Source organism: Promicromonospora sp. NPDC059942, assembly GCF_042731755.1.
GTDB lineage: Bacteria > Actinomycetota > Actinomycetes > Actinomycetales > Cellulomonadaceae > Promicromonospora.
This window is the reverse complement of sequence record NZ_JBHWLR010000021.1, coordinates 52,123-73,483: the sequence shown is the minus strand read 5'-3', so window position 1 is coordinate 73,483 and position 21,361 is coordinate 52,123. Positions and strand designations below refer to the sequence as shown.

General features: G+C 74.6%; 18 protein-coding genes. 8 read left to right on the top strand and 10 right to left on the bottom strand.

Annotation, left to right across the window (positions count from 1 at the left end; genetic code table 11):
• Position 1 precedes the first annotated feature (1 nt).
• From ACFV9Q_RS25075 to ACFV9Q_RS25065, 3 genes are read right to left on the bottom strand one after another with little or no spacing between them, the layout of a single operon-like run.
• Positions 2-1,054, bottom strand: coding sequence for an FAD-dependent oxidoreductase (locus ACFV9Q_RS25075; protein WP_377236665.1), 1,053 nt, complete (start codon positions 1,052-1,054; stop codon positions 2-4).
• Between the two features lie 5 nt (positions 1,055-1,059).
• Positions 1,060-1,587 carry an isoprenylcysteine carboxyl methyltransferase family protein gene (locus ACFV9Q_RS25070; protein ID WP_377236664.1) on the bottom strand — a complete coding sequence of 176 codons (528 nt, stop codon included), beginning with the start codon at positions 1,585-1,587 and terminating at the stop codon, positions 1,060-1,062.
• A gap of 1 nt (position 1,588) precedes the next feature.
• Positions 1,589-2,671 carry a type III polyketide synthase gene (locus ACFV9Q_RS25065; RefSeq protein ID WP_377236663.1) on the bottom strand — a complete coding sequence of 361 codons (1,083 nt, stop codon included), beginning with the start codon at positions 2,669-2,671 and terminating at the stop codon, positions 1,589-1,591.
• Between the two features lie 67 nt (positions 2,672-2,738).
• On the opposite strand from ACFV9Q_RS25065, the gene ACFV9Q_RS25060 reads away from it, so the two are divergent.
• Together ACFV9Q_RS25060 and ACFV9Q_RS25055 are read left to right on the top strand one after the other, a co-directional pair.
• Positions 2,739-3,602: a UbiA family prenyltransferase gene (locus tag ACFV9Q_RS25060; RefSeq protein WP_377236662.1), complete on the top strand. Its 864-nt coding sequence runs from the start codon at positions 2,739-2,741 to the stop codon at positions 3,600-3,602.
• Positions 3,603-3,645: 43 nt separating this feature from the next.
• Positions 3,646-4,317 (top strand): ANTAR domain-containing protein, encoded by a 672-nt coding sequence (locus ACFV9Q_RS25055; protein ID WP_377236661.1) that lies wholly within the window; start codon positions 3,646-3,648, stop codon positions 4,315-4,317.
• A gap of 31 nt (positions 4,318-4,348) precedes the next feature.
• Here the strand turns inward: ACFV9Q_RS25055 and ACFV9Q_RS25050 are convergent, their stop codons facing one another.
• A complete protein-coding gene (locus ACFV9Q_RS25050) occupies positions 4,349-5,230 on the bottom strand; it encodes an LLM class F420-dependent oxidoreductase (RefSeq protein ID WP_377236660.1) in 882 nt (293 codons plus the stop codon).
• A 179-nt stretch (positions 5,231-5,409) separates the two neighbouring features.
• Here ACFV9Q_RS25050 and ACFV9Q_RS25045 point away from each other — a divergent pair, with 179 nt between their 5' ends.
• Positions 5,410-6,243, top strand: coding sequence for a class I SAM-dependent methyltransferase (locus ACFV9Q_RS25045; protein WP_377236659.1), 834 nt, complete (start codon positions 5,410-5,412; stop codon positions 6,241-6,243).
• On the opposite strand, the gene ACFV9Q_RS25040 is transcribed toward ACFV9Q_RS25045, so the two are convergent.
• From ACFV9Q_RS25040 to ACFV9Q_RS25030, 3 genes are all read right to left on the bottom strand, one after another.
• A complete protein-coding gene (locus ACFV9Q_RS25040; RefSeq protein ID WP_377236658.1) occupies positions 6,244-8,370 on the bottom strand; it encodes an iron ABC transporter permease in 2,127 nt (708 codons plus the stop codon).
• Between the two features lie 4 nt (positions 8,371-8,374).
• Positions 8,375-9,400 carry an iron-siderophore ABC transporter substrate-binding protein gene (locus ACFV9Q_RS25035; RefSeq protein ID WP_377229061.1) on the bottom strand — a complete coding sequence of 342 codons (1,026 nt, stop codon included), beginning with the start codon at positions 9,398-9,400 and terminating at the stop codon, positions 8,375-8,377.
• Positions 9,401-9,500: 100 nt separating this feature from the next.
• The gene (locus ACFV9Q_RS25030) at positions 9,501-10,322 is read right to left on the bottom strand and encodes an ABC transporter ATP-binding protein (protein ID WP_377236657.1); all 822 of its coding nucleotides are present in this window, start codon (positions 10,320-10,322) and stop codon (positions 9,501-9,503) included.
• Between the two features lie 134 nt (positions 10,323-10,456).
• Here ACFV9Q_RS25030 and ACFV9Q_RS25025 point away from each other — a divergent pair, with 134 nt between their 5' ends.
• Genes ACFV9Q_RS25025 through ACFV9Q_RS25015 form a run of 3 tightly spaced genes read left to right on the top strand, consistent with a single transcriptional unit; the run spans position 10,457 to position 15,973 of the window.
• Complete coding sequence (locus tag ACFV9Q_RS25025) at positions 10,457-11,950, top strand: DUF3375 domain-containing protein (protein WP_377236656.1); 1,494 nt, start codon at positions 10,457-10,459, stop codon at positions 11,948-11,950.
• Complete coding sequence (locus ACFV9Q_RS25020; RefSeq protein WP_377229064.1) at positions 11,943-12,620, top strand: DUF4194 domain-containing protein; 678 nt, start codon at positions 11,943-11,945, stop codon at positions 12,618-12,620. Before ACFV9Q_RS25025 ends, ACFV9Q_RS25020 begins: the two co-directional genes overlap by 8 nt.
• Positions 12,617-15,973 carry an ATP-binding protein gene (locus tag ACFV9Q_RS25015; protein ID WP_377236655.1) on the top strand — a complete coding sequence of 1,119 codons (3,357 nt, stop codon included), beginning with the start codon at positions 12,617-12,619 and terminating at the stop codon, positions 15,971-15,973. The genes ACFV9Q_RS25020 and ACFV9Q_RS25015 overlap by 4 nt, the downstream gene beginning before the upstream one ends.
• A 43-nt stretch (positions 15,974-16,016) precedes the next feature.
• On the opposite strand, the gene ACFV9Q_RS25010 is transcribed toward ACFV9Q_RS25015, so the two are convergent.
• Positions 16,017-16,931 carry a glycoside hydrolase family 43 protein gene (locus tag ACFV9Q_RS25010; RefSeq protein WP_377236654.1) on the bottom strand — a complete coding sequence of 305 codons (915 nt, stop codon included), beginning with the start codon at positions 16,929-16,931 and terminating at the stop codon, positions 16,017-16,019.
• Positions 16,932-17,187: 256 nt separating this feature from the next.
• Between ACFV9Q_RS25010 and ACFV9Q_RS25005 the strand changes: the two genes are divergently transcribed.
• The gene (locus ACFV9Q_RS25005) at positions 17,188-17,883 is read left to right on the top strand and encodes a DUF4232 domain-containing protein (protein ID WP_377236653.1); all 696 of its coding nucleotides are present in this window, start codon (positions 17,188-17,190) and stop codon (positions 17,881-17,883) included.
• Positions 17,884-18,016: 133 nt separating this feature from the next.
• Complete coding sequence (locus ACFV9Q_RS25000) at positions 18,017-18,703, top strand: hypothetical protein (protein WP_377236652.1); 687 nt, start codon at positions 18,017-18,019, stop codon at positions 18,701-18,703.
• 16 nt (positions 18,704-18,719) lie between these two features.
• On the opposite strand, the gene ACFV9Q_RS24995 is transcribed toward ACFV9Q_RS25000, so the two are convergent.
• The gene (locus ACFV9Q_RS24995) at positions 18,720-19,976 is read right to left on the bottom strand and encodes an MFS transporter (protein WP_377236651.1); all 1,257 of its coding nucleotides are present in this window, start codon (positions 19,974-19,976) and stop codon (positions 18,720-18,722) included.
• Between the two features lie 174 nt (positions 19,977-20,150).
• A complete protein-coding gene (gene lgt / locus ACFV9Q_RS24990; RefSeq protein WP_377236650.1) occupies positions 20,151-21,221 on the bottom strand; it encodes a prolipoprotein diacylglyceryl transferase in 1,071 nt (356 codons plus the stop codon).
• Positions 21,222-21,361: the final 140 nt, after the last annotated feature.

Below are 21,361 nucleotides of genomic sequence, written 5' to 3'. Positions count from 1 at the left end.
GTCACACCCGTCCGGCGCTGCGCCGCCGCGACCGGCGGCGCAGGGGGCCCGCGCCGAGCACCGTCCCGGCCGGCTCGGCGCCGGCGAGCCGGGCGGTGAGCTCCGGGAACTGCGAGCGCAGCAGCGTGTCGAACCCCGCGCCGGTCACGGTGCGGGGCGCGAGCAGCGCGACGCCGACCACGTCGGGCGCGACCGGCGTCACGTAGGCCTCGGCGTGCGGCGACCAGTGCACCTCGACGAGGTCGGTCCAGGACGCCACGGCGAAGTGGCGGCGCAGGCCGTACCTGTGGCGGTCCGGCCGCCCGGCTCCCCGTCCGGCGTCTCGCCCGGCCCCTTGCACGACTCCCGGCCCGGCCCGGCGCCCGGGGCCGACGTCGAGCCCGGCCAGGCGGCGGACCGTGGAGTGCAGGCCGTCGCACCCGAGCAGCCAGCGGGCGCGCAGGGTGACCGGCTCGCCCGGTGCGTCCGCGCCGCCGTCGGCCGTCGCGTCCCCGGTCGCGTCCCCGCCCACGCCGTCGACCGTGGCGTCCCCGCCTGCCGCACCGCCCACGCGATCCGCGCCGCCCCTGCGATCCGGGCCGGCCGCGCGGTCCAGTCCGCCCGCGCGATCCGGGCCGCCCACGCGGCCTGCGCCGCCCACGCGGCCGGGCGTCACGTCGATCTCGACCCCCGCGGCGTCCTGCCGCAGGCCGGTGACCCGCCCGTACGTGCGGCGCGCGCCGACGTCGGCGGCCCGCGCCCGCAGGGCCTCGTGCAGGGCGGTGCGCCGCACGCCCCGGCCGGGTCCGGCGGTGAACTCGTGGTCGGCGTGCCGCCCGGGCGCGCGGTAGCTGATCCCGGTCAGCACGTGGCCCGGCGGGTCGGCGCCGAGCGCCTGCACGGCCCGCAGCGCGCCGGGCAGCAGGCCCTCGCCGCAGGCCTTGTCGAGGGTGCCGGCCCGGTGGTCCACGACGAGCACGTCGAGCCCCGCGGCGCGCGCGTGCACCGCGGCGGCCAGGCCGACGGGCCCGGCGCCCACCACCAGGACGTCCGCGTCCGCGGTGCCCCGGCCCATGCCGCTCACCCCACCCCGGGCACGGCCTGCCGGAGCGCCCGGTCCTCGGCCGGGATGCGGAACCGGGCGAGCAGCACCGCGTTCAGCACGGTGAACGTGAGGGCCGTGACCCAGCAGGTGTGCACCAGCGGCAACGCGATCCCCTCGACGACCACGGCCACGTAGTTGGGGTGGCGCAGCCACCGGTACGGCCCGCCGGTCACGAGCGGCAGGTCCGGCACCACGATGATGCGGGTGTTCCAGCGGTGGCCCAGCGTGGTGACGCACCACCAGCGCAGCGCCTGGCTCGCGAGCACGAGCACGAGCATGGGCCAGCCCAGCCACGGCAGGAACGGGCGGTCGGCGAACACGGCCTCCGCCACGCACGCCACCAGCAGCCCGGTGTGCAGCGCCACCATCGCCGGGAAGTGCCCCCGGCCCGACTCGACGCCGCCGCGCTCGAACGACCACCGCGCGTTGCGGGTCGAGACGACGAGCTCGGCGAGGCGCTCCACGCCCGTCGCCGCCACGAGTGCGATGTAGAACCCGAGCACCTCAGCTCCCCTCCAGCCGCAGCAGCACCAGCTCGCACGACACCCCGGGACCGAACGCCATGAGGACGGCGGGCGAGCCGGGCGGCGCATCGGCGGCCTCCAGGGTCCTGGCCAGGACGTCCAGCACGGACACCGAGGAGAGGTTGCCGGCGCTCGCCAGGCTCGCCCAGCTCTCCCGGACGGCGTCCTCCGACAGCCCGAGGGCGTCCCGCACCGCCTCGATCACGCGCGGCCCGCCCGCGTGCACCACCCAGGTGGGCACCTGGGCCGGAGTGAGGCCGTGGTCGGCCAGCAGCCCCTTCACGTCGGCGAGCAGGTGTGCGCCCAGCAGGTCGGGCAGGTCGGCCGACAGGACGATCGCGAACCCGGTGTCCCGCACCTCCCAGCCCAGGGCGTCCGTGGTGCCCGGGTAGAGTTGCGAGCGGGTGTCCAGCACCCGGGCCGTGCGGCGTCCGCCCTCCGCGCGCGCCAGCGGGTGGTCCGCGCCCACGACGACGGCCGCCGCCGCGCCGTCACCGAACAGCCCGGACGCCACCAGGTTGGCCGCCGAGTCGTCGCGGTGCTGCAGCGTGAGGGAGCACAGCTCGACCGCGACCAGGAGCGACACGTCCCGCGGCCGGCCCAGCAGGTGGTCGTGCACCCGCGCCAGCCCGCCCGCGCCGCCCGCGCAGCCCAGGCCGAACGACGGCGTGCGCCGCACGTCCCCGCGCAGCCCGAGCCGCTCGGACAGGAGCACGTCCAGCGACGGCGCCGCGACCCCCGTCACCGACGTGGCGAACACGTGGTCGACCTCCCCCGGCTCGACCCCCGCAGCGGCCAGCGCCCGGCGGCAGGCCTCCTCCGCCAGGAGCGCGCCCTCCCGGACGAACACCGCGTTGGTCGCGCCCATCGACCCCAGGTTCGCGTACTCCTCCAGCGGCAGCACCAGGTGTCTGCTGCGCACGCCCGCGCTCGCGTGCAGCCGACGCAGCAGCGCGGCCCGCGACCGGTCCGGCGTCACCAGGGGCGCCACGGCCTCGGTGATCGCCTCCTGGGCGTACACGTTCGGGGGCAGGACCGCCTCGACCGCAACGACGCGCGACACGTAAGCATCCTGACCCAGGACCAGCCCAGCCGCGCGGGGAGCGCCCACCAGGACTACCGTGCCGCCCATGATGACCGGCACCGGCGCCCGCCGCCTCGGCCGTGGCCTCGTGCTCGCGAGCCACCCCGCGCCCGCCCTCGTGGTCACCGCACTGGCCGCCGGGCTCGCCGCCGCCCTCGGTTCGCCGGCCGGCGTCGTCACGCTGGTCGCCGTGGCCGTCGGCACCGGCCAGCTCTCCGTCGGCTGGTCCAACGACTGGATCGACGCCGCCCGCGACCTGGCCGTGCACCGCGCCGACAAGCCCGTCGTGCAGGGGCTCGTCACCGCCGCCACCCTGCGCGGCGCCGCGTTCGCGGCGCTCGCCGTCTGCGTCGTCGCGTCGCTGGCGGCAGGCCTCGTGGCCGGGGCCGCGCACCTGGTGGCCGTCGCCGGGGCGTGGGCCTACAACGCCCGGCTCAAGTCGACCGCCTGGTCCTGGCTGCCCTACGCGCTCTCGTTCGGACTGCTGGCGGTCTTCGTCGTGCTCGCCGCGCCCGGGCCGAGCGTCCCCGCCGCCTGGGCGGTGCTCGCCGCCGCGCTGCTCGGCGTGGGCGCGCACGTCGCCAACACCCTGCCCGACCTCGAGGACGACGCCGCCACCGGCGTCCGCGGCCTGCCGCACCGCCTCGGCCGCCGGGCGTCCGGCGTGCTCGCGCCCGCGCTCCTGACCGCGGCGGTCGCCGTCGTGGTCGTCGGGCCGGCCGGGCCCCCGGCACCCGCGGCCTGGGCCGGCGGCGCGCTCGCCGTCGTCCTGGCGGCGGGCGCCGGGGTCGTCGCCGTGACCCGACCCCGCAGCCGAGCGCCGTTCGCGCTCAGCCTGTGCGTCGCCGTGGTGTGCGTGGTGCTGCTGGGCCAGGCCGCGCCCGACATCGCCGTGAGCCCCGGCGCATAGTGTGAGAGTCTGACGATGCGGCCTGGCAACGAAGGTAGGTCCGATGAGAATCTCGACGTCCCCCCATGACCTCGCACGCCGGGCGGCCGTCGTGCTCGGCTCCGGCCTCGAGGCCAGCATCATCTTCCGCGAGCACGGCGTGTCGGTCGCCGCGGGCAGCAGCTCCGCCGCCGCCGGCCGGTGCGACCAGGCAGAGGCCCGCGCCGAGACCGGACCCTGCGTCGACTCCATCGACCTGGGGACGGTCCAGGTCGTGCCGGTCGTCGCCGACACGATGGGGTGGCACGCCTGGCGCGCCCAGACCCTCAGCGAGGGCTTCGTCTCCGCGCTCGCCGTCCCGGCCTTCGTCAACGACGACATCGCCGTCGCGCTGAACCTCTACTCCCGCGCGCCAGACCCCTGGAACAACGAGCTCCTCACCGCCGCGGACGGGTACGCCCAGCTCGCCGCGTCCCTGGTCGGCCTGCACCTGGAGCTCGCCGAGCTGGAGGACGCCACCGCGGGTCTCTACCGCCAGCTCTCCGACACCGCCGCGATCGAGCGCGCCGTCGGGGCCGTCATGCACTCCAACGACACCAGCGAGAACGAGGCGAGGCGGATCATCGAGTCCGCCTCCAGGAACCGCAACGTCACACAGCGGGACGTGGCCGAGACCATCCTCCGCGCCCTGGTCGTCACCGACGCGCCCCCGCCCGAGGAGGAGCCCGGCGCCTGAGCGGCGCCCAGGTGCCGGGCCCCCGGACCGGTCAGACCTCGTTCAGCCGGGGCACGACCTTCTCGGCCAGCGCCGTCGCCCACGGGACCGGGTTCTCGTACGGCGTCGGCATCAGGCCCACCAGCGAGACGCCCAACGCCCGGTACCGCTCCATGTCCTTCAGGAACGCGTCCGTGTCTCCGGTCGCGTCGCCCTGGTACAGCATCGTCTTCTCGATCGCGTCGTAGTCGGTGCCGAGGCGCTCGCAGTGCCCGCGCAGCACGTCCAGCTTGTGCGCGACCGTCTCCACCGCCTCGTCGCCGGGCCCGCCGAACAGGTTGCACGCCTGCCCGTACTGGGCCACCAGCCGCAGCGTCTTCTGCTCGCCGCCGCCGCCGATCATCACCGGCACGGTGCCGCGCGGCGGCTGCGGCAGGTTGATCGTCTCGGCGAGCTGGTAGTGCTTGCCCTCATACGCGCCGTCGTTCTCCGACCACATCTGGCGGCAGATCTGGAGGGTCTCCTCCAGCCGCTCGAACCGCTCCGCCGTCGACGGGAACGGCACGCCCAGGCCCGCGTGCTCCCGGTCGTACCAGGCGGCCCCGATGCCCAGCATCGCGCGGCCGCGCGAGAGCACGTCCAGCGTGGAGACCGTCTTGGCCAGAAGGCCCGGACGCCGGTAGGTGACGCCCGTGACCAGCAGGCTCAGCCGGACGTTCTTCGTGACGCCGGCCAGGTAGCCGAGCGTGGTGTAGCCCTCCAGCATGGGCTCGTACGGCCCGCCGGCGCTGAGCATCTGGAACCAGTGGTCCATGACCGTGAAGAGGTTCACGCCGCCCTCGTCGGCGATCTGCGCGGTCTCGGTGAGGCGATCGGCCAGCGTGGTCTCCCACTCCGGGTGGGTGAACGTGTAGTAGTGCAGCCCAAGATCCATGCCACCGACCCTAGCACCAGGTTGTCATGCTCTGACGCTCGTGTCGTGATCTGCCACCGCGGCGCCCGCGCGGGGCCGGACCGGGTGAGATCCGGGCCTGTGGTGGTGCGCCGTCCGGACCCGGCGTTGACTGGACGCTGCGGGGGGCTACACGACGGCACGAGCCGAGGAGCAGTCCCATGACCGACACCGACCGCGTCCCGCCCGAGGTCCTCACCGCCGTCGGCGCCAAGCACCGCGCGCTGTGGGCGCTCGGCGACTACCCGGCGGTCGCCACCGAGGTGATCCCGGCGCTGGGCCCCGTGCTGGTCGAGGCCGCCGGGGTGCGGCCGGGCGACCGGGTGCTCGACGTCGGCGCCGGGTCCGGCAACGCCGCCATCCCCGCCGCGCTCGCGGGCGCGCAGGTCGTCGCGGCCGACCTCACGCCCGAGCTGTTCGACGCCGGGCGCGCGATCGCCGCGGCACGGGGCGCCCAGCTCACCTGGGCCGAGGCCGACGCCCACGCGCTCCCGTACGACGACGGCGCGTTCGACAAGGTGCTGTCCTGCGTGGGCGTCATGTTCGCCCCGTTCCACCAGACCGCCGCGGACGAGCTGGTCCGGGTGACGCGCCCCGACGGGACGATCGGGCTCGTCGCCTGGACGCCGGCCGGGTTCATCGGCCAGATGTTCGCCGCGATGAAGCCCTACGCCCCCGCTCCCCCGCCGGGGGCGCAGCCGCCGCCGCTGTGGGGCGACGAGGAGCACGTGCGCGCGCTGCTGGGCGACCAGGTCACGGACGTGCGCGCCGAGGTGCGGTCGCTGCCCGTCACGCGCTTCGCCACGGGCACCGAGTTCCGCGATTTCTTCAAGGCCGTGTACGGCCCCACCATCGCGGTGTACCGCAACGTGGCCGACGACGCCGCGCGCACCGCCGAGCTCGACGGAACGCTCCTGGACCTGGCCGCCCGGTTCCAGGGCCTCGACGGCTCGATGGGCTGGGAGTACCTGCTGCTCACCGCCCGGCGGGCGTGATCACGCCCGCGAGCGGGCCAGCAGCCAGACGAAGTAGGGCGCGCCGAGCAGCGCGACCGCCAGCCCCGCGGGGAGCTGGGCCGGGGCGATGACGGTCCGGCCCAGGGTGTCGGCCAGGCCGAGCAGCACGGCGCCCAGCAGCATCGCGACCGGCAGCACGCGCGCGTGCCGGCCGCCCACCAGGGCACGCGCGGCGTGGGGCGCGACCAGGCCCACGAAGCCCACCACGCCGACGGCGGTCACGCTGGTGGCCGCCAGCACGGCGGCCACGGCGAGCACGACCAGCCGGCTGCGCTCCAGCCGGACGCCCACGAGGCGCGGCGTGTCGTCGTCGAGCGCGAGCAGGTCCAGCTCGCGCCGCACGATCACGGCGAGCGGGACCGCGAGCGCCAGCGTGACGACCACGGGCAGGACCTGTTCGAGGCTGCGCCCGTAGGTGGTGCCGGACAACCAGGTGTAGATCCGCGGCGTGTTCCAGGGGTCGGAGCGCAGCAGCAGGAACGTGGTCAGGGCCGTGGTGAGGTAGCCCAGGCCGATGCCGATGAGCACGAGCCGGTCGGCGTGCAGTCCGCCGCGCCAGGCCAGCAGGTAGACGGCGGCGAAGGCGAGCAGGCCGCCCACGACGGCGGCGACGAGCATCGCGCCGTTGCTGGCGGCGACGCCGTTGCCCCAGGTGGTGCCCGCGACGGCGGTGACGACCACGACGGCGCCGAGGCCCGCTCCGCCGGTGATCCCGAGGATGCCGGGTTCGGCGAGCGGGTTGCGGGCGGTGGCCTGGACCATCGTGCCGGACAGCGCGAGGGCGGCCCCGGCGACGACGGCGGCCAGCACGCGGGGCGCGCGCTCGTCGAGCGCGAACCGGACCACGGCGGGGCCCTGGTCGTTCAGCCAGAGGGCGATGTCGCCGGTGCGCAGCCAGGTGGACCCGGCGAGCAGGCCGAGCAGCGCGACGCCGACCGCGAGGGCGGCGCACACGGTGAGCACGACCACGAAGCGGCGGGTGCTGCGCGGTCCGGTGCCGGCGGTCGGCGGGCGGCGGGACGGCCCGGCGTCGCGCAGGCGCCGCGCGAGGACCACCATGATGAGGGCGCCGGCGATCGTGGTCGCGACGCCGGTGGGGACGGCGAGCGCCTCCTCGGCGCCGAGGACGGCGCGGACGACGGCGTCGGCGAGCACCACGACGAACGCGCCGAGCAGGCCCGCGGCGGGCAGCAGGATCGCGTGCCGGTGGAGTGCGGGGACCACGCGGGCCAGGAGCCGGGCGACGACGGGTGCGGCGAGGCCGACGAACCCGAGGGGGCCGGCGAGGGTCACGGCCGCGGCGGTGAGCAGCACCGCCAGCAGCACGCCGATGGCGCGGGTCGAGCGGACCGGTACGCCGAGCGCCCCGGCGGTGTCGTCGCCGAGGCCGAGCACGTCGAGGCGCCGGGAGACGAGGAGGCCGCCGAGGGTGGCCAGCAGGACGACGGGCAGCGCCCGCCAGAACGCCGTGAGGTTGAGCTGGCTCAGGGAGCCGCTGCCCCAGGCGAACAGGCCGGTGGTCTCCGTCTGGAACAGGATGAGCAGCGCGGAGGCGGCGGCCTGCAGGGCGAGCGCGACGGCGGAGCCGGCGAGCACCAGGCGGGTGGACGACGACCCGGCGCCGCCGGCCAGCCCGAGCACGAGCCCGGCGGCGGCGAGGCCGCCGGCGAACGCGACGGCGCCCGAGGCCCACAGCGGCACGGCGAGGCCGAAGGCGGCCACGGCGACGACCGCGAGGTAGGAGCCGGCCGTCACGGCGAGCGTGTCCGGTGAGGCGAGCGCGTTGCGGGCGATCGACTGGAAGAGCGCGCCGGCGACGCCGAGCGCGAACCCGACGGCCACGCCGGCCGCGAGGCGCGGCAGGCGTGACCCGACGAGGATGTCGCGGACCGCCGACGAGTCGCCGGCGTCCTGCCCGGTGAGCAGGCGCAGCAGGTCGCCCGTACCCACGCCGGACGTGCCCTGCGTCAGGTGCCAGGCACCGACGACGAGCACGGCCAGCGCGAGCACCACCAGGGTGGCCCCGCCCGTGGCCCAGGTGACGGGGCGGGAGGCAGGGGCCTGGGGCAGGGTGTCCGTCGCGGACGGCGACTGCGTGGCGGTCATGGCGTCAGTTCGTGAAGACGTCGACGTACGCGTCGACGATCTTCTCCGCGGAGCGGGGGCCGCCGAACGTCCAGGTGTGCTCCGGGAACGGGTGGGCGCGGTCCTCGGTGACGGCGGGCAGGTTCGCCCAGACGTCGTTCTTGGCGAGCTCGGCGGTCCAGTCGTCCTCGCCCTCCTTGGTGCCGGTCCAGAGCAGGGTCGCGTCGCCGACGTCGGTCATGCCCTCGATGTCGGACTGGCCCAGGCCGTAGGCGGGGTCGACCTCGCCGGTCCAGGCATTGGTCAGGCCGAGCTCCTCGCCCAGCTCGCCGACCAGCGAGCCCTGGCCGAACGGCCGGATCGAGACGTTGCCGCCGTCGACCCAGCCGTCGAAGTACACGAAGTCGGTGGTCTCCGGGGCGGCCTCCGCGACCTGCGCCTTGGCGTCGGCGAGGTGCGCCTGGAACTCGTCGGTCACGACGGCGGCGCGCTCGGTGCGGCCGGTGGCCTCCGCGATGATGTCGAAGGTGTCGAGCATGGTCCCGACCGGGTCGGCGGCGTCGGCGCCCTTGGTGGCGAGCACCGGCACGTCGTAGGCCTCCAGCTTGGCGATGATCTCGTCGTCGGGCGTGTAGGCCTCGATGATGACCAGGTCGGGGTCGGCGGCGTACAGGGCGTCGAGGTTGGGCTCGCCGCGCGTGCCGACGTCGGTCACGCCCTCGGGCAGCTCCTCCGCGTCGTTCCAGGTGGCGTAGCCCTTGACGTCGGCCACGGCGACCGGGTTCACGCACAGGCTGAGCACGTCCTCGACCTGCTGCCACTCCAGGACGGCGACCCGCTCGGCCGGCTTGTCGAGCTCGACCGTGCGGTCGAACGAGTCGGTCAGCGTGACGGGGTCGGTCGACGTCGTGACGTCGGCGCAGTCGCCCGAGGCGGCCTCGGTGGGCGCGGCCGACGCGGCGGCGCCGGGGTCCGTGGTGCCGCACGCGGACAGCGCGAGCGGGAGGATCAGGGCGGCGCCCGCCAGGGTCGCCTTCGTACGTGGGGACATGGGTCTCCTCAGGTTCGTGACACGTCGTGTCGTGCAGTGCCGGGTACGGCGGGTGGTGCGGGCGCCGACGGCGTCCTGCGGGTCTGGGGTCTGGGTCTGGTCAGCGGGTCCGGCCGTGGTGGCGCCCGCGCGGGTGCACGCGGACCCGGCCGGTCCCGGGGTCGGTGGTGACGTCGATCGGCAGGCCGTACGCCAGCGAGAGGTGCTCGGCCGTGAGCACCTGCGCGGGCGGTCCGGCCGCGAGCACGCGGCCCTGGTGCAGCAGCACGACGGCGTCCGCGACCGACGCGGCGTGGTCCAGGTCGTGCAGCACGATGCCGACCGCCGTGCCGTGCTCCTCGGCGAGGTCGCGCACGAGGTCGAGCGTCTCGACCTGATAGCGCAGGTCGAGGTGGTTGGTGGGCTCGTCCAGCAGCACCACGCCGGTCTCCTGCGCTAGGCACGTGGCCAGCCAGACGCGCTGCACCTCGCCGCCCGAGAGCTGGTCCACGCCGCGGCGGGCCATCGCGGCCACGCCGGTGATGTCCATCGCGCGGTCGATCGCGGCGTGGTCGGCGTCGGTCAGCGGCGCGAACCGGCGGCGGTGCGGGTGGCGGCCGAACGCGACGACGTCGCGCACCTCCAGCCCGGCCGGGTGCGGGCGGGACTGGGCGAGCAGCGTGACGCTGCGGGCGAAGTCGCGCGCCGACAGCGGCGCGACGTCGACGGCGTCGTCGGCCGTGGCCCCCAGGCTGACGGTTCCCTGCTGCACCGGGTGCAGCCGCGCCAGCGAGCGCAGCACGGTGGACTTGCCGGACCCGTTGGGCCCGACGAGGGCGGTGACGACACCGGGCGGCAGGTGGACGGCGACGCCGTGCACCACGGTGGTGCGCTGGTAGCCCAGCACGAGGTCGTCACCACGGAGGGCGGTAGGGGTGGTCACGGGAGGTAAGCCTAACCTTATGTCGGTAGTGCTTAGGTTGCCCGTCTCATTCCTCACCCGCTGCGATCCCCGCCGTGCTCGCTGCCGGCTTCCGTGCCGGTCGATGTCGGACTGTCGACGTACCCTGGTCGGCGATGAGCACAGCCACCGTGGAGGGAGCGTACGAAGGTGCGCTCCGAGCGTTCAAGAACCCGATGCTGGACCTGCTCCACGGGACGTACGCGCCGTTCGTCGTGACCATGCTGGCGCTGGTCTTCACCGCGCAGCGGCCCCAGGTGCCGGTCGCCGACGCGCACGCGGAGATCGACGCCGCCCTGGACCGCCTGCGGGCCGCCGGGTACGGCGAGGAGGGCAACGCGCCGCTCCCCGTCGGCAGCTCGCGCGACCTGTGCCGCGGCTGGGTGCGCTCGGGCTGGCTCAAGCGGCACGTGCAGGACGGCGTCGAGGTGTACCAGGTCTCCGCGCACGGCGTCGGCGCCCTGGAGGTCGCGGGCCGGGTCGGCGGCGCGCGCACCCGCGTCTCCGAGTCCCGGGTGCGCACCCTGCTCGACGCCGTCGAGGAGCTCGCGCAGGACGCCGACCCGGACGTGCTGTCGCGGATCGCCCGGCTCGACGCCGAGATCCGGGAGCGCACCGCCGAGGTCGACCGGCTGGAGCGCACCGGCGTCGTCGAGCCGGTCAGCGACGACCAGCTGCTGGAGGAGGCCGAGAACGTGCTGCACCTCGCGCGTGAGCTGCCGGCCGACTTCGCGCGCGTGGTCGAGTCGATCAAGCAGGTCCAGCGCGACGTCGTCACGGACCTGCGGCAGGACGTGCGCCCCACGGGCGAGGTGCTCCGGGAGTACCTCGCGCGCGGCAAGGACATCATGGAGTCCACGCGCGAGGGACGCGCCTTCGCGGGGGCGCTCGCCCTGATCGGCCGGGCCGAGCACATCGACCAGCTCGCGGGAAACCTCCGCGTGATCCTGGGGCATCCCTTCGCCGAGCAGCTCCCCGCGCCCCAGCGGCGCGAGCTGCACGAGATCGCGCGGCGCATCGAGCAGGGCGTGCGCGAGGTGCTGCACGCGCAGCAGCAGGCCTCGCACGTCATCACCACGCAGATCCGCAACCACGACCCGCTCCGGGACCGCGAGGTGGACGGACTGCTGCGCGACGTGATGTCCGGGTTCCAGCAGTGGATGCCCACCTCGCGGCACAAGCAGGCGGTCGGGCCGATGCGGCGCCTGCCGGTGGCCGACGTCGGGCACCTGCGGCAGAAGGTGGACGGCCTGCGCCCGCCCGCTCCCCCGACGCCGCTGGAGGCCTGGGAGATGGGCGCCGTGCCGGACGACGACTCCCGGGCCTGGGGCGGCCCGCACTACGCGGACCTGGAGAAGCACCTGGCCGGGCTGCCCCGCGACGACGACGGGGCCGTCGACGTCGCGACGGCGTTCCGGTCCGCGCCCGAGCGGCTGCGCCGGCCGGTCGACCTGCTGGGCCTGCTGGAGATCGCGCACCGGCACGGCATGGTCGAGACGGACGAGGTGGTGACCGTCGAGGCGGTCCGGCCGGACGGGACGCGGCGGCGGTTCGCGTTCGGCGGTGTGGCGATGAGGGACGAGCACGAGGGCGGGACGACGGATGAGTGAGACGGTGACGGACGAGCCGGGGATCGACGCTGCCCCGACCGACGAGGCGGGCTTCATCGAGCCCGCCCCCATGGAGGACGACCAGACGGAGCTGTTCGCGGGCGACCGCGGGCTGCTGGACCCGGAGGTCCGGCGCGTGCTGGTCCGGCTGCTGCAGCGCCGGTTCCTGACGGCGGAGAAGAACCGCGCGCAGTGGAAGACGCTCCTCGCGCACCAGTCGGTGATCGAGTCGCGCCTGCACGACCTGTTCGTGCGCCTCGTGGTCGACCACGACCGCGGGATCGCCTACAAGCAGCAGGTGCGCTCGGGCGAGGTCGACGTGCCGATCCTGCTCCGCGACGACCCGTACAACCGCGTCGAGACGCTGGTGCTGGTGCACCTGCGCACCGTCTACCAGCACGAGGCGAGCTCGGGCGAGACGTCCGCGCGGATCGACCTGGAGGACATCGAGCAGGGCGTGCTCACGTTCTTCGACCTGGACGACAACAACCTCGTGCGCCCGCAGCGCGAGATCCGCGACGCCGTGGGCCGTCTGGCGTCCGAGGGCCTGATCGACGAGGAGTCGAGCGGCCGGTACCGCATCACGCCGCTGGTGGAGGTCGTGCTCGACAACAACCGGCTCGCCGAGCTCACGCGCTGGCTCGCCGACACCAAGGAGACCCGTTCGTGAGCATGATCGAGACGCTCTGGGGCCTGGTCCCGGCCACGTCGACCGGCCAGCAGTGGACCGCGCAGACCCTGCAGCTCGTCAACTGGGGCGGCTACCACGGCCACCACCACGTGCGGTTCTCCCCGGGGGCCACGCTGTTCAGCGGCGGCTCCGGATCGGGCAAGTCCACGCTCATGGACTCCTACATCGCGCTGATCATGCCGCACACCACGCCGTTCAACGGGGCGTCCAACGGCGGCGTGACCGGCAAACCGCGCGGCAAGGAGCAGCGCAACATCCTGTCCTACGCGCGCGGCAAGCTCGACGAGAAGCGGGTCGACGGCGAGACGCGGGTGCGGGTGCTGCGCGGCGAGAAGGAGGACACCTGGTCGGCGATCGCGATGACGTGGGTCGACCAGGGCGGGGCCACGTTCACCGCCGTCCGCGCCTGGTACGTGCCGTCGTCGGCCCGGACGCTGGAGAACGTCACGGCGGTGCGCGGCACCTGCGACGGCCCGTTCGACCTGAGCGGCCTGGAGGAGGCGGCCCGGCACCGGTTCGACCGCCGGGCCGTGACCCGCACAGGGCTGACCTCCTTCGAGACCGACCGCGACTACACGGCGCGGCTGCACACCGCGCTCGGCATCGGCGCGAGCGGCGACGGGCACAAGGCCGTGGGCCTGCTCGGCCGCATCCAGGCCGGCCAGCAGATCACCACGGTCGACGCCCTGTACAAGACGATGGTGCTGGAGGAGCCGTCGACGTTCGCCACGGCCGACGGCGCGGTGCAGCAGTTCGACGAGCTGTCCGCCACGCGCGACCGGATGGTCACCGCGCAGCAGCAGGTCCGCGCGCTCGGGCCCGTCCGCGAGCACCGCGCCGCGATCGACCAGGCGGTCGAGCGGCTGCGCATGATCGACGCCGTCGGGCAGTTCGCGGACCCGGCGGCCCCCGCCGCGCTCTGGCTCGCGGGCCGGCGGCTGGACCTGCTGCGCGCGTCGGAGGCGGATCTCCAGCGGCGGCGCGCCCGCGCCCGGGACGAGGCGACCGAGCTCACCGTGCGGGTCTCGGCGGCCCGGCTGGAGCGGGACGCGGCCCGGGACCTCCTGGGCGCCGCCGGCGGCGACCGGCTGAAGAAGGCGCAGGACGAGGTGGACCGCCTGGCGGCCCGCATCGAGCCCGTCGCCACGGCGCGGGCCCGGTTCGACGCCCTGCTGACCGACGTCGGGGCCGAGGTGTCGAGCGCCGCGGAGTTCGACGCCGTCGTCGAGCAGGCACACCGCGCGCTGAACGACGCCGACGCGCGGGCCGCCGCGCGGGGGCGCTTCACCGAGGCGACCCTCGCCGAGCAGGCCGCGGCGAAGGAGCTGGAGGCACTGCGGTCCGAGCTGCGGACCGTCAGCGCCCGCAAGGACAACATCCCCTCCGACCTGCACCGGGCCCGCGCCGCCCTCGCCGAGGCCGCGGGCCTGTCCCCGGACGAGCTGCCGTTCGTGGGCGAGCTGATCGAGGTGCGCACCGAGTTCGAGCCGTGGCGCCAGGCGTTCAACCTGGCGCTGGGCGGCTTCGCCACCGAGATGCTGATCGACGTCGCCCACGTCAAGGCGTTCCGCGCCGCGATCAACTCCGTGCCCACCGCGCGCCGGATCCGGTTCCGGGGCGTGCCCACCGGGCGGCGCGACGAGGCTGCCGTCCAGGACCGCACCCTGCCCGCGCGCCTCGACCACCGGCCGACGCCGTTCACCGGCTGGCTCCGGCAGGAGCTCGCCGACCGCTTCGCCTACGTCTGCATCGACTCGCCTGCGCAGTTCGCCCTGCACCGCAAGGCGGTGACGCTCACGGGCCAGACGTCCGACGGCGGGCGCGGCGCCCACGGCGGCCAGGGCGTGACCAACGTGCTCGGGTTCTCCAACGCCCGCCGCCTGAAGGAGCTGGAGGGTGCCGTCGCCGAGGCGGAGGCGGCGCACGCCGCCGCCGTCGGAGCGCTGGAGGCCGCGACGGCCGGGCTCGACTCGTTCGAGAGGCAGCGCGGCGCCTACGAGAAGATCGCCGACCTGACGTGGGAGCAGGTCGACCTCGACGCCCTGCGGACCGAGCTGGCCCGCTGGACCGCGATCGTCGAGGAGGTCACGTCGGACAACCCGGAGATCGGGCGGCTGCGCAAGGAGCTCGGCGCCCTGGAGGAGCGGGTCACCCGGCTCACCGAGGAGAGCGGCGTCGCCAAGAGCCGGGCCGCCGAGCTGGAGGCGGCGTGGGAGCGGACGGCGGACGCCGTCGACACCGCGCAGCGCACGCTCGACACAGCCGAGACCGACGGGACCCGGGTCGCCGCCGCGCACCGCGACTACCTCCAGGGGCTGTTCGCGGGCGAGCAGGACGCCGACGGCTCCCCCGCCCAGGCCGTCGAGCGCTTCGACGCCGCGCTGGACCGCGCCACGGCGCGGGTCCGCGACGACCAGGGCGAGGCGCAGGCCGCCGTCGGCCGGGGCCGCGCGGCCCTGCACGACATCTTCGAGACGTTCAAGGAGCGGTGGCCTAACCCGAACCTCGGCGTCGACCCGGACACGTCGTACGACGACTACGAGCGGTTCCTGACGGACCTGGAGAAGAACGGGCTGCACGAGCTGGAGGCGGAGTGGCGCGACAGCCTGCTCCGGCTCTCGGGCGCGGACCTTACCAAGCTCGACAGCGACATCTCGACGGCCGTGCGCGAGATCCGCGACCGCATCGACCCGGTCAACCGGATCCTCGACGGCCTGGACTTCTCCGACGAGCACCACAAGCTGCACATCGAGCTGCGCGACACCGCCTCCCCGGTGCGCTCCCGGTTCCGCGCCGACCTGCGGGCGGTGCGCGAGGCGATCGCGAGCGCCGTCAGCGACACCGACCGCCAGCGGGCCTACACCCGGATGGCCAAGGTGGTCGACCGCGTGCGCCGCACCGCCCCGGAGTTCCACGACCTGATCGACGTGCGCAACCACGTCCGGATCAGCGCCGAGAAGCTCACCAAGGACGGCGCGCACGTCGCGGTCTACGACCACATCGGCGAGAAGTCCGGCGGCGAGTCCCAGGAGCTCGTCGCGTTCATCGTGGGCGCGGCCCTGCGCTACCAGCTCGGCGACGCCGGCGCGGAGCGGCCGCGCTACGCCCCGGTCTTCCTCGACGAAGCCCTCATCAAGGCCGACGCCCACTTCACGGGGCGGGCGATCAACGCCTGGCGCGGGCTCGGCTTCCAGCTCATCATCGGCGCCCCGAACGACAAGCACAGCGGCATCGAGCCGCACGTGGACGCCGGGTACATCGTGCTCAAGGACACCAGCGGCAAGTCGTTCACGCAGCTCACGGTGGGGCTGCCGGACGAGGCGCCGGGCTGACGGGGCGGCTCGTCCGGGGCGACCGGACGAGCCGCCGGCCGGGTCAGGCCAGGTCCAGCTCCGTGCGCGGGCCGAGGAACCTCGGCACGTCCGGGCCGCCGTCCGGCGCCGGCTCGAAGACCAGCTCCGTGAGCCACATCTGGCGGCCCGGCTCGGGCGCGTTCACCGCGCCGGGCGGCCAGGCGTGGTGCACGTACCAGGTGCGCCCGTCGCGCTCGACGACCATGCCGTGCCCCGGCCCGGCCGCCACCTCGTTCGACACCATGATCGGGCCGTCCTGGGGCTTCGTGTACGGGCCGGTGGCCCGGTCCGCTACGGCGTAGCCCACGCCGTACCGGTCCGAGTCGAACGCGTTGCCCGAGTAGAACAGGTAGTACCGGCCGCCGTGCGGCCAGACGTACGGGCCCTCCACGAGCGTGCCCTCCCACTCCTGGTCCTGCTTCAGGATGCGGCTCGGCTCGCCCTGCAGGCGCAGCCCGTCGTCGGACAGCCGCTGCACGTAGATCCACGTGTCCACGCCCACGTGGTTGCCGTCGTTCTTCCACAGCAGCCAGCGCGAGCCGTCGGCGTCGGTGAACGGGGAGGCGTCGATCGACCCGCCCTCGGTGTCCTGGCAGAGCAGCGGCCGGTCGGCGTCGTCCCGGAACGGGCCGTACGGCTCGTCGGCCACGGCCACCCCCACGGCCTGCACGTCGGTAACCTTGTCGTGCGCCGTGTAGTACGCGACGTACCGCTCCCCCACGACCGCGACCTCGGGCGCCCAGTCCCGGCCCGGAGCGACCCACGACGCCTGCTGCGGCATGCCGTCACCGACCAGCTCCCAGTGCACCAGGTCCGTGGACCGCAGCACCGGAAACGTCTCGACCCGGTTCCTCGTCGCGTACGCCCAGTAGGTCCCGTCGACCTCCAGGACCGCGGGATCGGGAAAGTTGGAGCCGTACACAGGGTTCGTCGCCATCGTCTGTCCTGCCCTCTCGCTCGGCACGTGGGTCCCACGCGGACCCGCCGTCAGCGCACCAGGCTAGGAAAGATGTCCGGGACCTCGCCGAGGTGTCCACGACGTCCCGACCTGGTCACGGTGTCGCGCCGCGCCGGGGTGAATATTGTTGCTCAGAGCAACCCGGCGAGATGATCGAACCTCTGCAACGATCGATGCGGCCGCATGGTGTGGACGCGGCCGCCGGTTGGCTGGATCTGCCCGAGGGGAAGTTTGCATGACCAAGCACAGGATCATCAGGACGATGTTCGGCGCCGCGGGGGTCGCCGCGCTGCTCGTCACCGCGGGATGCTCGGCGAGCTCCGCGGACGACGCCGCGTCCGGCACACCGTCGTCGTCCGCCTCGTCGACCGGTTCGACGCCGTCCGCGTCCGCGGGGTCGCCGTCGGACGAGGCGTCGGACGAGACGTCGGAGCCCGCCGCGACGGAGACCGCGACGGAAGGGACCGGCTCGACGGACGAGACCGGCGCCACCGAGGGCCGCTGCCAGACGCCGGAGCTCGCGGGCAGCCTCGTCCCCGTGGAGGGTGGCGCCGGGGCCGGGCACTACGAGCTCGAGGTCGTGCTGAAGAACGAGGCCCCGGAGGAGTGCTGGCTGCAGGGCTGGCCGGGCGTGTCCTTCGTGGGCGACGACGACGGCACGCAGCTCGGCGAGGCCGCCACGTTCGACCGGTCGAGCCCGCACGAGACGGTGACGCTCGCGCCCGGGGAGTCCGCGCACGCCGTCGTCCGGGTCTCGAACGCCGAGAACTACGGCGACGAGTGCGGGCAGACGCCCGCCGACGGGCTGCGGATCTACCCGCCGGGCGAGAAGCGCTCCCTGTTCGTCCAGAACGACCAGCTCACGCTCACGGCGTGCGCCGACTCGGACGAGTCCCTGCTCCAGGTCCAGGCCCTCCAGCCGGCGAGCTGAGGCGCTCCGGGCGCGGCGCCCGGAAATGACTTCGGTCCGGTGCCTTGAGATCGGTCCATCAACCGACCGGTCTCAGGGCAACGGACCGATCTCATGACCGGACCCGGCCGCCGGCTGTGCTGTACTACCTGGCGTGACGGACCTGGACGAGCAGGCTGCTCAGGATGACGGCACCCGTGCCACAGACGCGCGGCGGCGGGCGGTCCGGGTCGCCCTGACATCACTCCTGGTCGGCGTTCTCGCCGCACTCGCCGCTCTGGGCGTCTCGTCCGTGTCCGGGGAGAGCGACCTCTTCCTCGTGGCCGGCACGGAGGGCCACACCCTGGCCTTTCGGCTCTGGGCCCTGGCCTGCCTCTGCGGCATCGTCCTGAGCGTGGCCGGGTTCAGGCTGTTCGTCATCGGGTACGAGGCGTTCACCGCCGCGATGGCGGCGCTCTTCCTGTGTGCGCTCGTCCTGGCCGCGGGCATCGGCACCCTGATCGCCGGCATCTTGGCCCTTCTCTACGCAGAGCCGTACTACGTCGTGCTCGACGACCTCGACCGCGCCGCCGACCAGCGGATCGTCGTCAAGGAGACCGCCCCTGTCCACGACACCTCCTGGCACATCTACCGGGGCGGCCCGTTCCGCTACGAGGAGATCACGGAGTCACTCCTCACCGACCCGGACTGCCATTGGCTCGGTGCCAACAACAGGTGGACGCCGTTCGCGGACGGCGACTACACACTCACGACCGACGCCCAGGGCCGGGACGTCCTGAGCTTCACCGCCGACGACGCGTTCTGCGACGAGGACGGGACGTACGAGCTCGTGCTCCCGTGACCCGGCCCGCCGGGCTCTACCGGCCCCCTCGCCCGCCGCCCGCCAGCGGGAGGTCCTTGCGGGAGAAGACCGCGACGATCACCAGGCACAGCGCCGCGGCGGCCGCCCCGAAGCCGAACATCTGGCCGTACGACCAGGTCGCCTGGAGCCAGGCGAGCACCATCGGGGCGAAGAAACCGAGGTAGGTCAGCGAGTAGAAGACGGCGGTCAGGCCGGCGAGCTGGCCCGGCCCGGCGATGCGCGCTACCTCGCTGAGCCCGGCGACGAGGCCCAGCCCGTAACCCGTGCCCAGCACCACGGCCGCGAGCACGCCGAGCGGCAGCGAGGGCGAGATCGCCGCCCACGCCGCGAGCGCCATCCCGACGGCGACGATGCTCAGCGCGACGATCGTCGCGCGGGCCGACGCCGGGGTGTCGATCCGCCGGGCCACGGCCTGCATGCCGATGCCGCAGCCGAGCGGAAGCACCGTCATCCCGCCGGCGAACGCGATGGGGATCTCGCCGGCATGGTCGGACAGCAGGGCCGGCAGCACCGCGTACGCGCTGCCGCCGCAGCCGAACACCCAGGGCGCGAGCGGCACGACGACGCGCAGGAAGCGGCGGTGCCCGACGGCGGTGATGCGCAGGTCGTCCCGCAGCGGCGCGCGGTGGTCGCGGTGCAGGCCGGGGTTGGTCTCGGGCACGCGCAGGAGCCACACGCCCGCGGCCAGGGCGCCGGCGGCGTGCACGACGTAGGCCAGGTGGGTGGGCCAGGGACCGAACTGGGCGAGCGCCGCCGCGACGCCCGCGCCGAGCAGGAAGCCGACGGTGAGCGACAGGGAGCCCCGACGCGGGCCGGCGGCGCGGTCACCCGTGCGGGCGCTGAGCTCGGTGATCCAGGTGCTGCCCACCGCCATCACCAGCCCGAGCGCGACGCCGCACAGCACGCGGCCGGCGGCGAGCAGGACCGGGCTGGTCGGGTCGAGCGCGAGCACCAGGGAGCCCAGGGCACCCACGGGCGCGGCGGGCAGCAGGAGCGGACGACGGCCGTGCCGGTCGGACAGCGGCCCGCCGAGCAGCAGTGCGGGGACGATGCCGAACACGTAGGCGGCCAGCAGCGCGTCGACCGTGACGTCGCCGAGGTGCCCCTGCTCGCGGTACATCACCAGCAGTGGCGTGAACTCGTTGCCGCCCCAGGCGATCGCCAGCAGCACGGCGGCGACGGGCCACCAGGTGCGCGGTCCCACGGGGAGGTGTTCGGACGCAGGCGTGTCCCCGGGGAGCGAGTGTGGCATGACCACATCCTCCGCAATGGATGCCCGGGTGAACAACCTGAGCGGCTGTGAGGGTGCGCACAGGAGTACCCGGACCCCCGGGGGGACGACGACGCAGCGGGGAGGGTTACGGAGAGGTAGCAGTGCTCGCTCTCCGTAACCCTCCCCGCTGAGTGGGCTTTACCCCGCGTCGGGCTACTTGCTCCCGGCCGGGTCCACGGGGCTCGCGTTCGCGTCGGTCTCCGCGGCCTTGGGGTCGGCGCCCTTGGTGTCCACGCCGCCGTCCGCGGTCTCGCCGCCAGCCTTCGTGCCGGCGGCCTTCTCGCCGGCGGCCTTCTCGCCCTCGCCCGCCTCGGCGTCCTCGTCCACGGGCTCGCGGCCCGGCACGTAGACCGACAGCTCGGGCTCCGGGTGGCGGCGGCCCTGCACCACGATGATGCCGATGCCCAGCAGCACCGCGATGCCCGCCGTCCAGATGTTCGCGGGGACCCCCAGGGGCGCGTCGCTCGTGGGGTCGATCCGGATGGACTCGAGCCAGCTCCGGCCCAGGCCGTACCAGATGAGGTAGAGGCCGAACATGCGGCCCCAGCGCAGGCCGGCCCCGGGGGTGCCGCCGTCGGCCGCGAGGGCGTCGTTCCGGCGCACCACGCGCCGCTCGATGAACAGGAGCACCGCCACCCCGATGAGGTTCCAGATCATCTCGTACAGGAACAACGGGTGGAACAGCGTCCCCTCGGGCGTGCCGGAGGGGAACATCGGCGCGTCGGAGCGGATCTCCAGGCCCCAGGGCAGCGTGGTCGGCAGGCCGAACAGCTCCTGGTTCACGTAGTTGCCGAGCCGGCCGATCGCCTGGGCCACCAGCAGGCCGGGCGCGAGGGCGTCGGCGAACGACCAGAAGCGCAGGCCGGAGATGCGGCACGCGATCAGGACGCCGACCGCGCCGCCGAGCAGCGAGCCGAACAGCGCGTTGCCGCCCTCCCAGATCCGCACCCACGCCCAGGCGTCGACGCCGGGACCGGTGAAGTCGTCGAGGTGGGTGAGCACGTGGTAGATCCGCGCGCCGACGATGCCGATCGGCACCGCCCACATCGCGACGTCGACGGCGAGCCCGGGGGCGGCTCCGCGCGCACGGAGCCGCCGGTCCGTGATCCACGCGGCGGCGACGATGCCCGCCAGGAGACACAGGGCGTAGGTGTGGATGGTGAGGGGGCCCAGGCTGAACTGGGACCACACCGGGTCAGGGCTGGGGATACTGGCCGGAAGCACGACCTGAAGGTACCGCGATCCGGCCCCGACGTGGGCATCGGCCGGGGGGGCGCCCCCCGTTCTGTCCCCCCAACCCCCCCCCCGGGCGGCGCCCCCCCCCCCGTGGGGGCCCCCCAGAGCGGGCGCACCATGCGCCAAGT

What these genes read in the sequence shown, in the direction of transcription:
- ACFV9Q_RS25035 (WP_377229061.1), bottom strand. Translation starts at nt 9,400, where the DNA reads ATGTCCCCACGTACGAAGGCGACCCTGGCGGGCGCCGCCCTGATCCTC.
- ACFV9Q_RS25040 (WP_377236658.1), bottom strand. Translation starts at nt 8,370, where the DNA reads ATGACCGCCACGCAGTCGCCGTCCGCGACGGACACCCTGCCCCAGGCC.
- ACFV9Q_RS25025 (WP_377236656.1), top strand. Translation starts at nt 10,457, where the DNA reads ATGAGCACAGCCACCGTGGAGGGAGCGTACGAAGGTGCGCTCCGAGCG.
- ACFV9Q_RS25020 (WP_377229064.1), top strand. Translation starts at nt 11,943, where the DNA reads ATGAGTGAGACGGTGACGGACGAGCCGGGGATCGACGCTGCCCCGACC.
- ACFV9Q_RS25045 (WP_377236659.1), top strand. Translation starts at nt 5,410, where the DNA reads ATGACCGACACCGACCGCGTCCCGCCCGAGGTCCTCACCGCCGTCGGC.
- ACFV9Q_RS24995 (WP_377236651.1), bottom strand. Translation starts at nt 19,976, where the DNA reads ATGCCACACTCGCTCCCCGGGGACACGCCTGCGTCCGAACACCTCCCC.
- ACFV9Q_RS25010 (WP_377236654.1), bottom strand. Translation starts at nt 16,931, where the DNA reads ATGGCGACGAACCCTGTGTACGGCTCCAACTTTCCCGATCCCGCGGTC.
- ACFV9Q_RS25075 (WP_377236665.1), bottom strand. Translation starts at nt 1,054, where the DNA reads ATGGGCCGGGGCACCGCGGACGCGGACGTCCTGGTGGTGGGCGCCGGG.
- ACFV9Q_RS25005 (WP_377236653.1), top strand. Translation starts at nt 17,188, where the DNA reads ATGACCAAGCACAGGATCATCAGGACGATGTTCGGCGCCGCGGGGGTC.
- ACFV9Q_RS25050 (WP_377236660.1), bottom strand. Translation starts at nt 5,230, where the DNA reads ATGGATCTTGGGCTGCACTACTACACGTTCACCCACCCGGAGTGGGAG.
- ACFV9Q_RS25055 (WP_377236661.1), top strand. Translation starts at nt 3,646, where the DNA reads ATGAGAATCTCGACGTCCCCCCATGACCTCGCACGCCGGGCGGCCGTC.
- ACFV9Q_RS25060 (WP_377236662.1), top strand. Translation starts at nt 2,739, where the DNA reads ATGATGACCGGCACCGGCGCCCGCCGCCTCGGCCGTGGCCTCGTGCTC.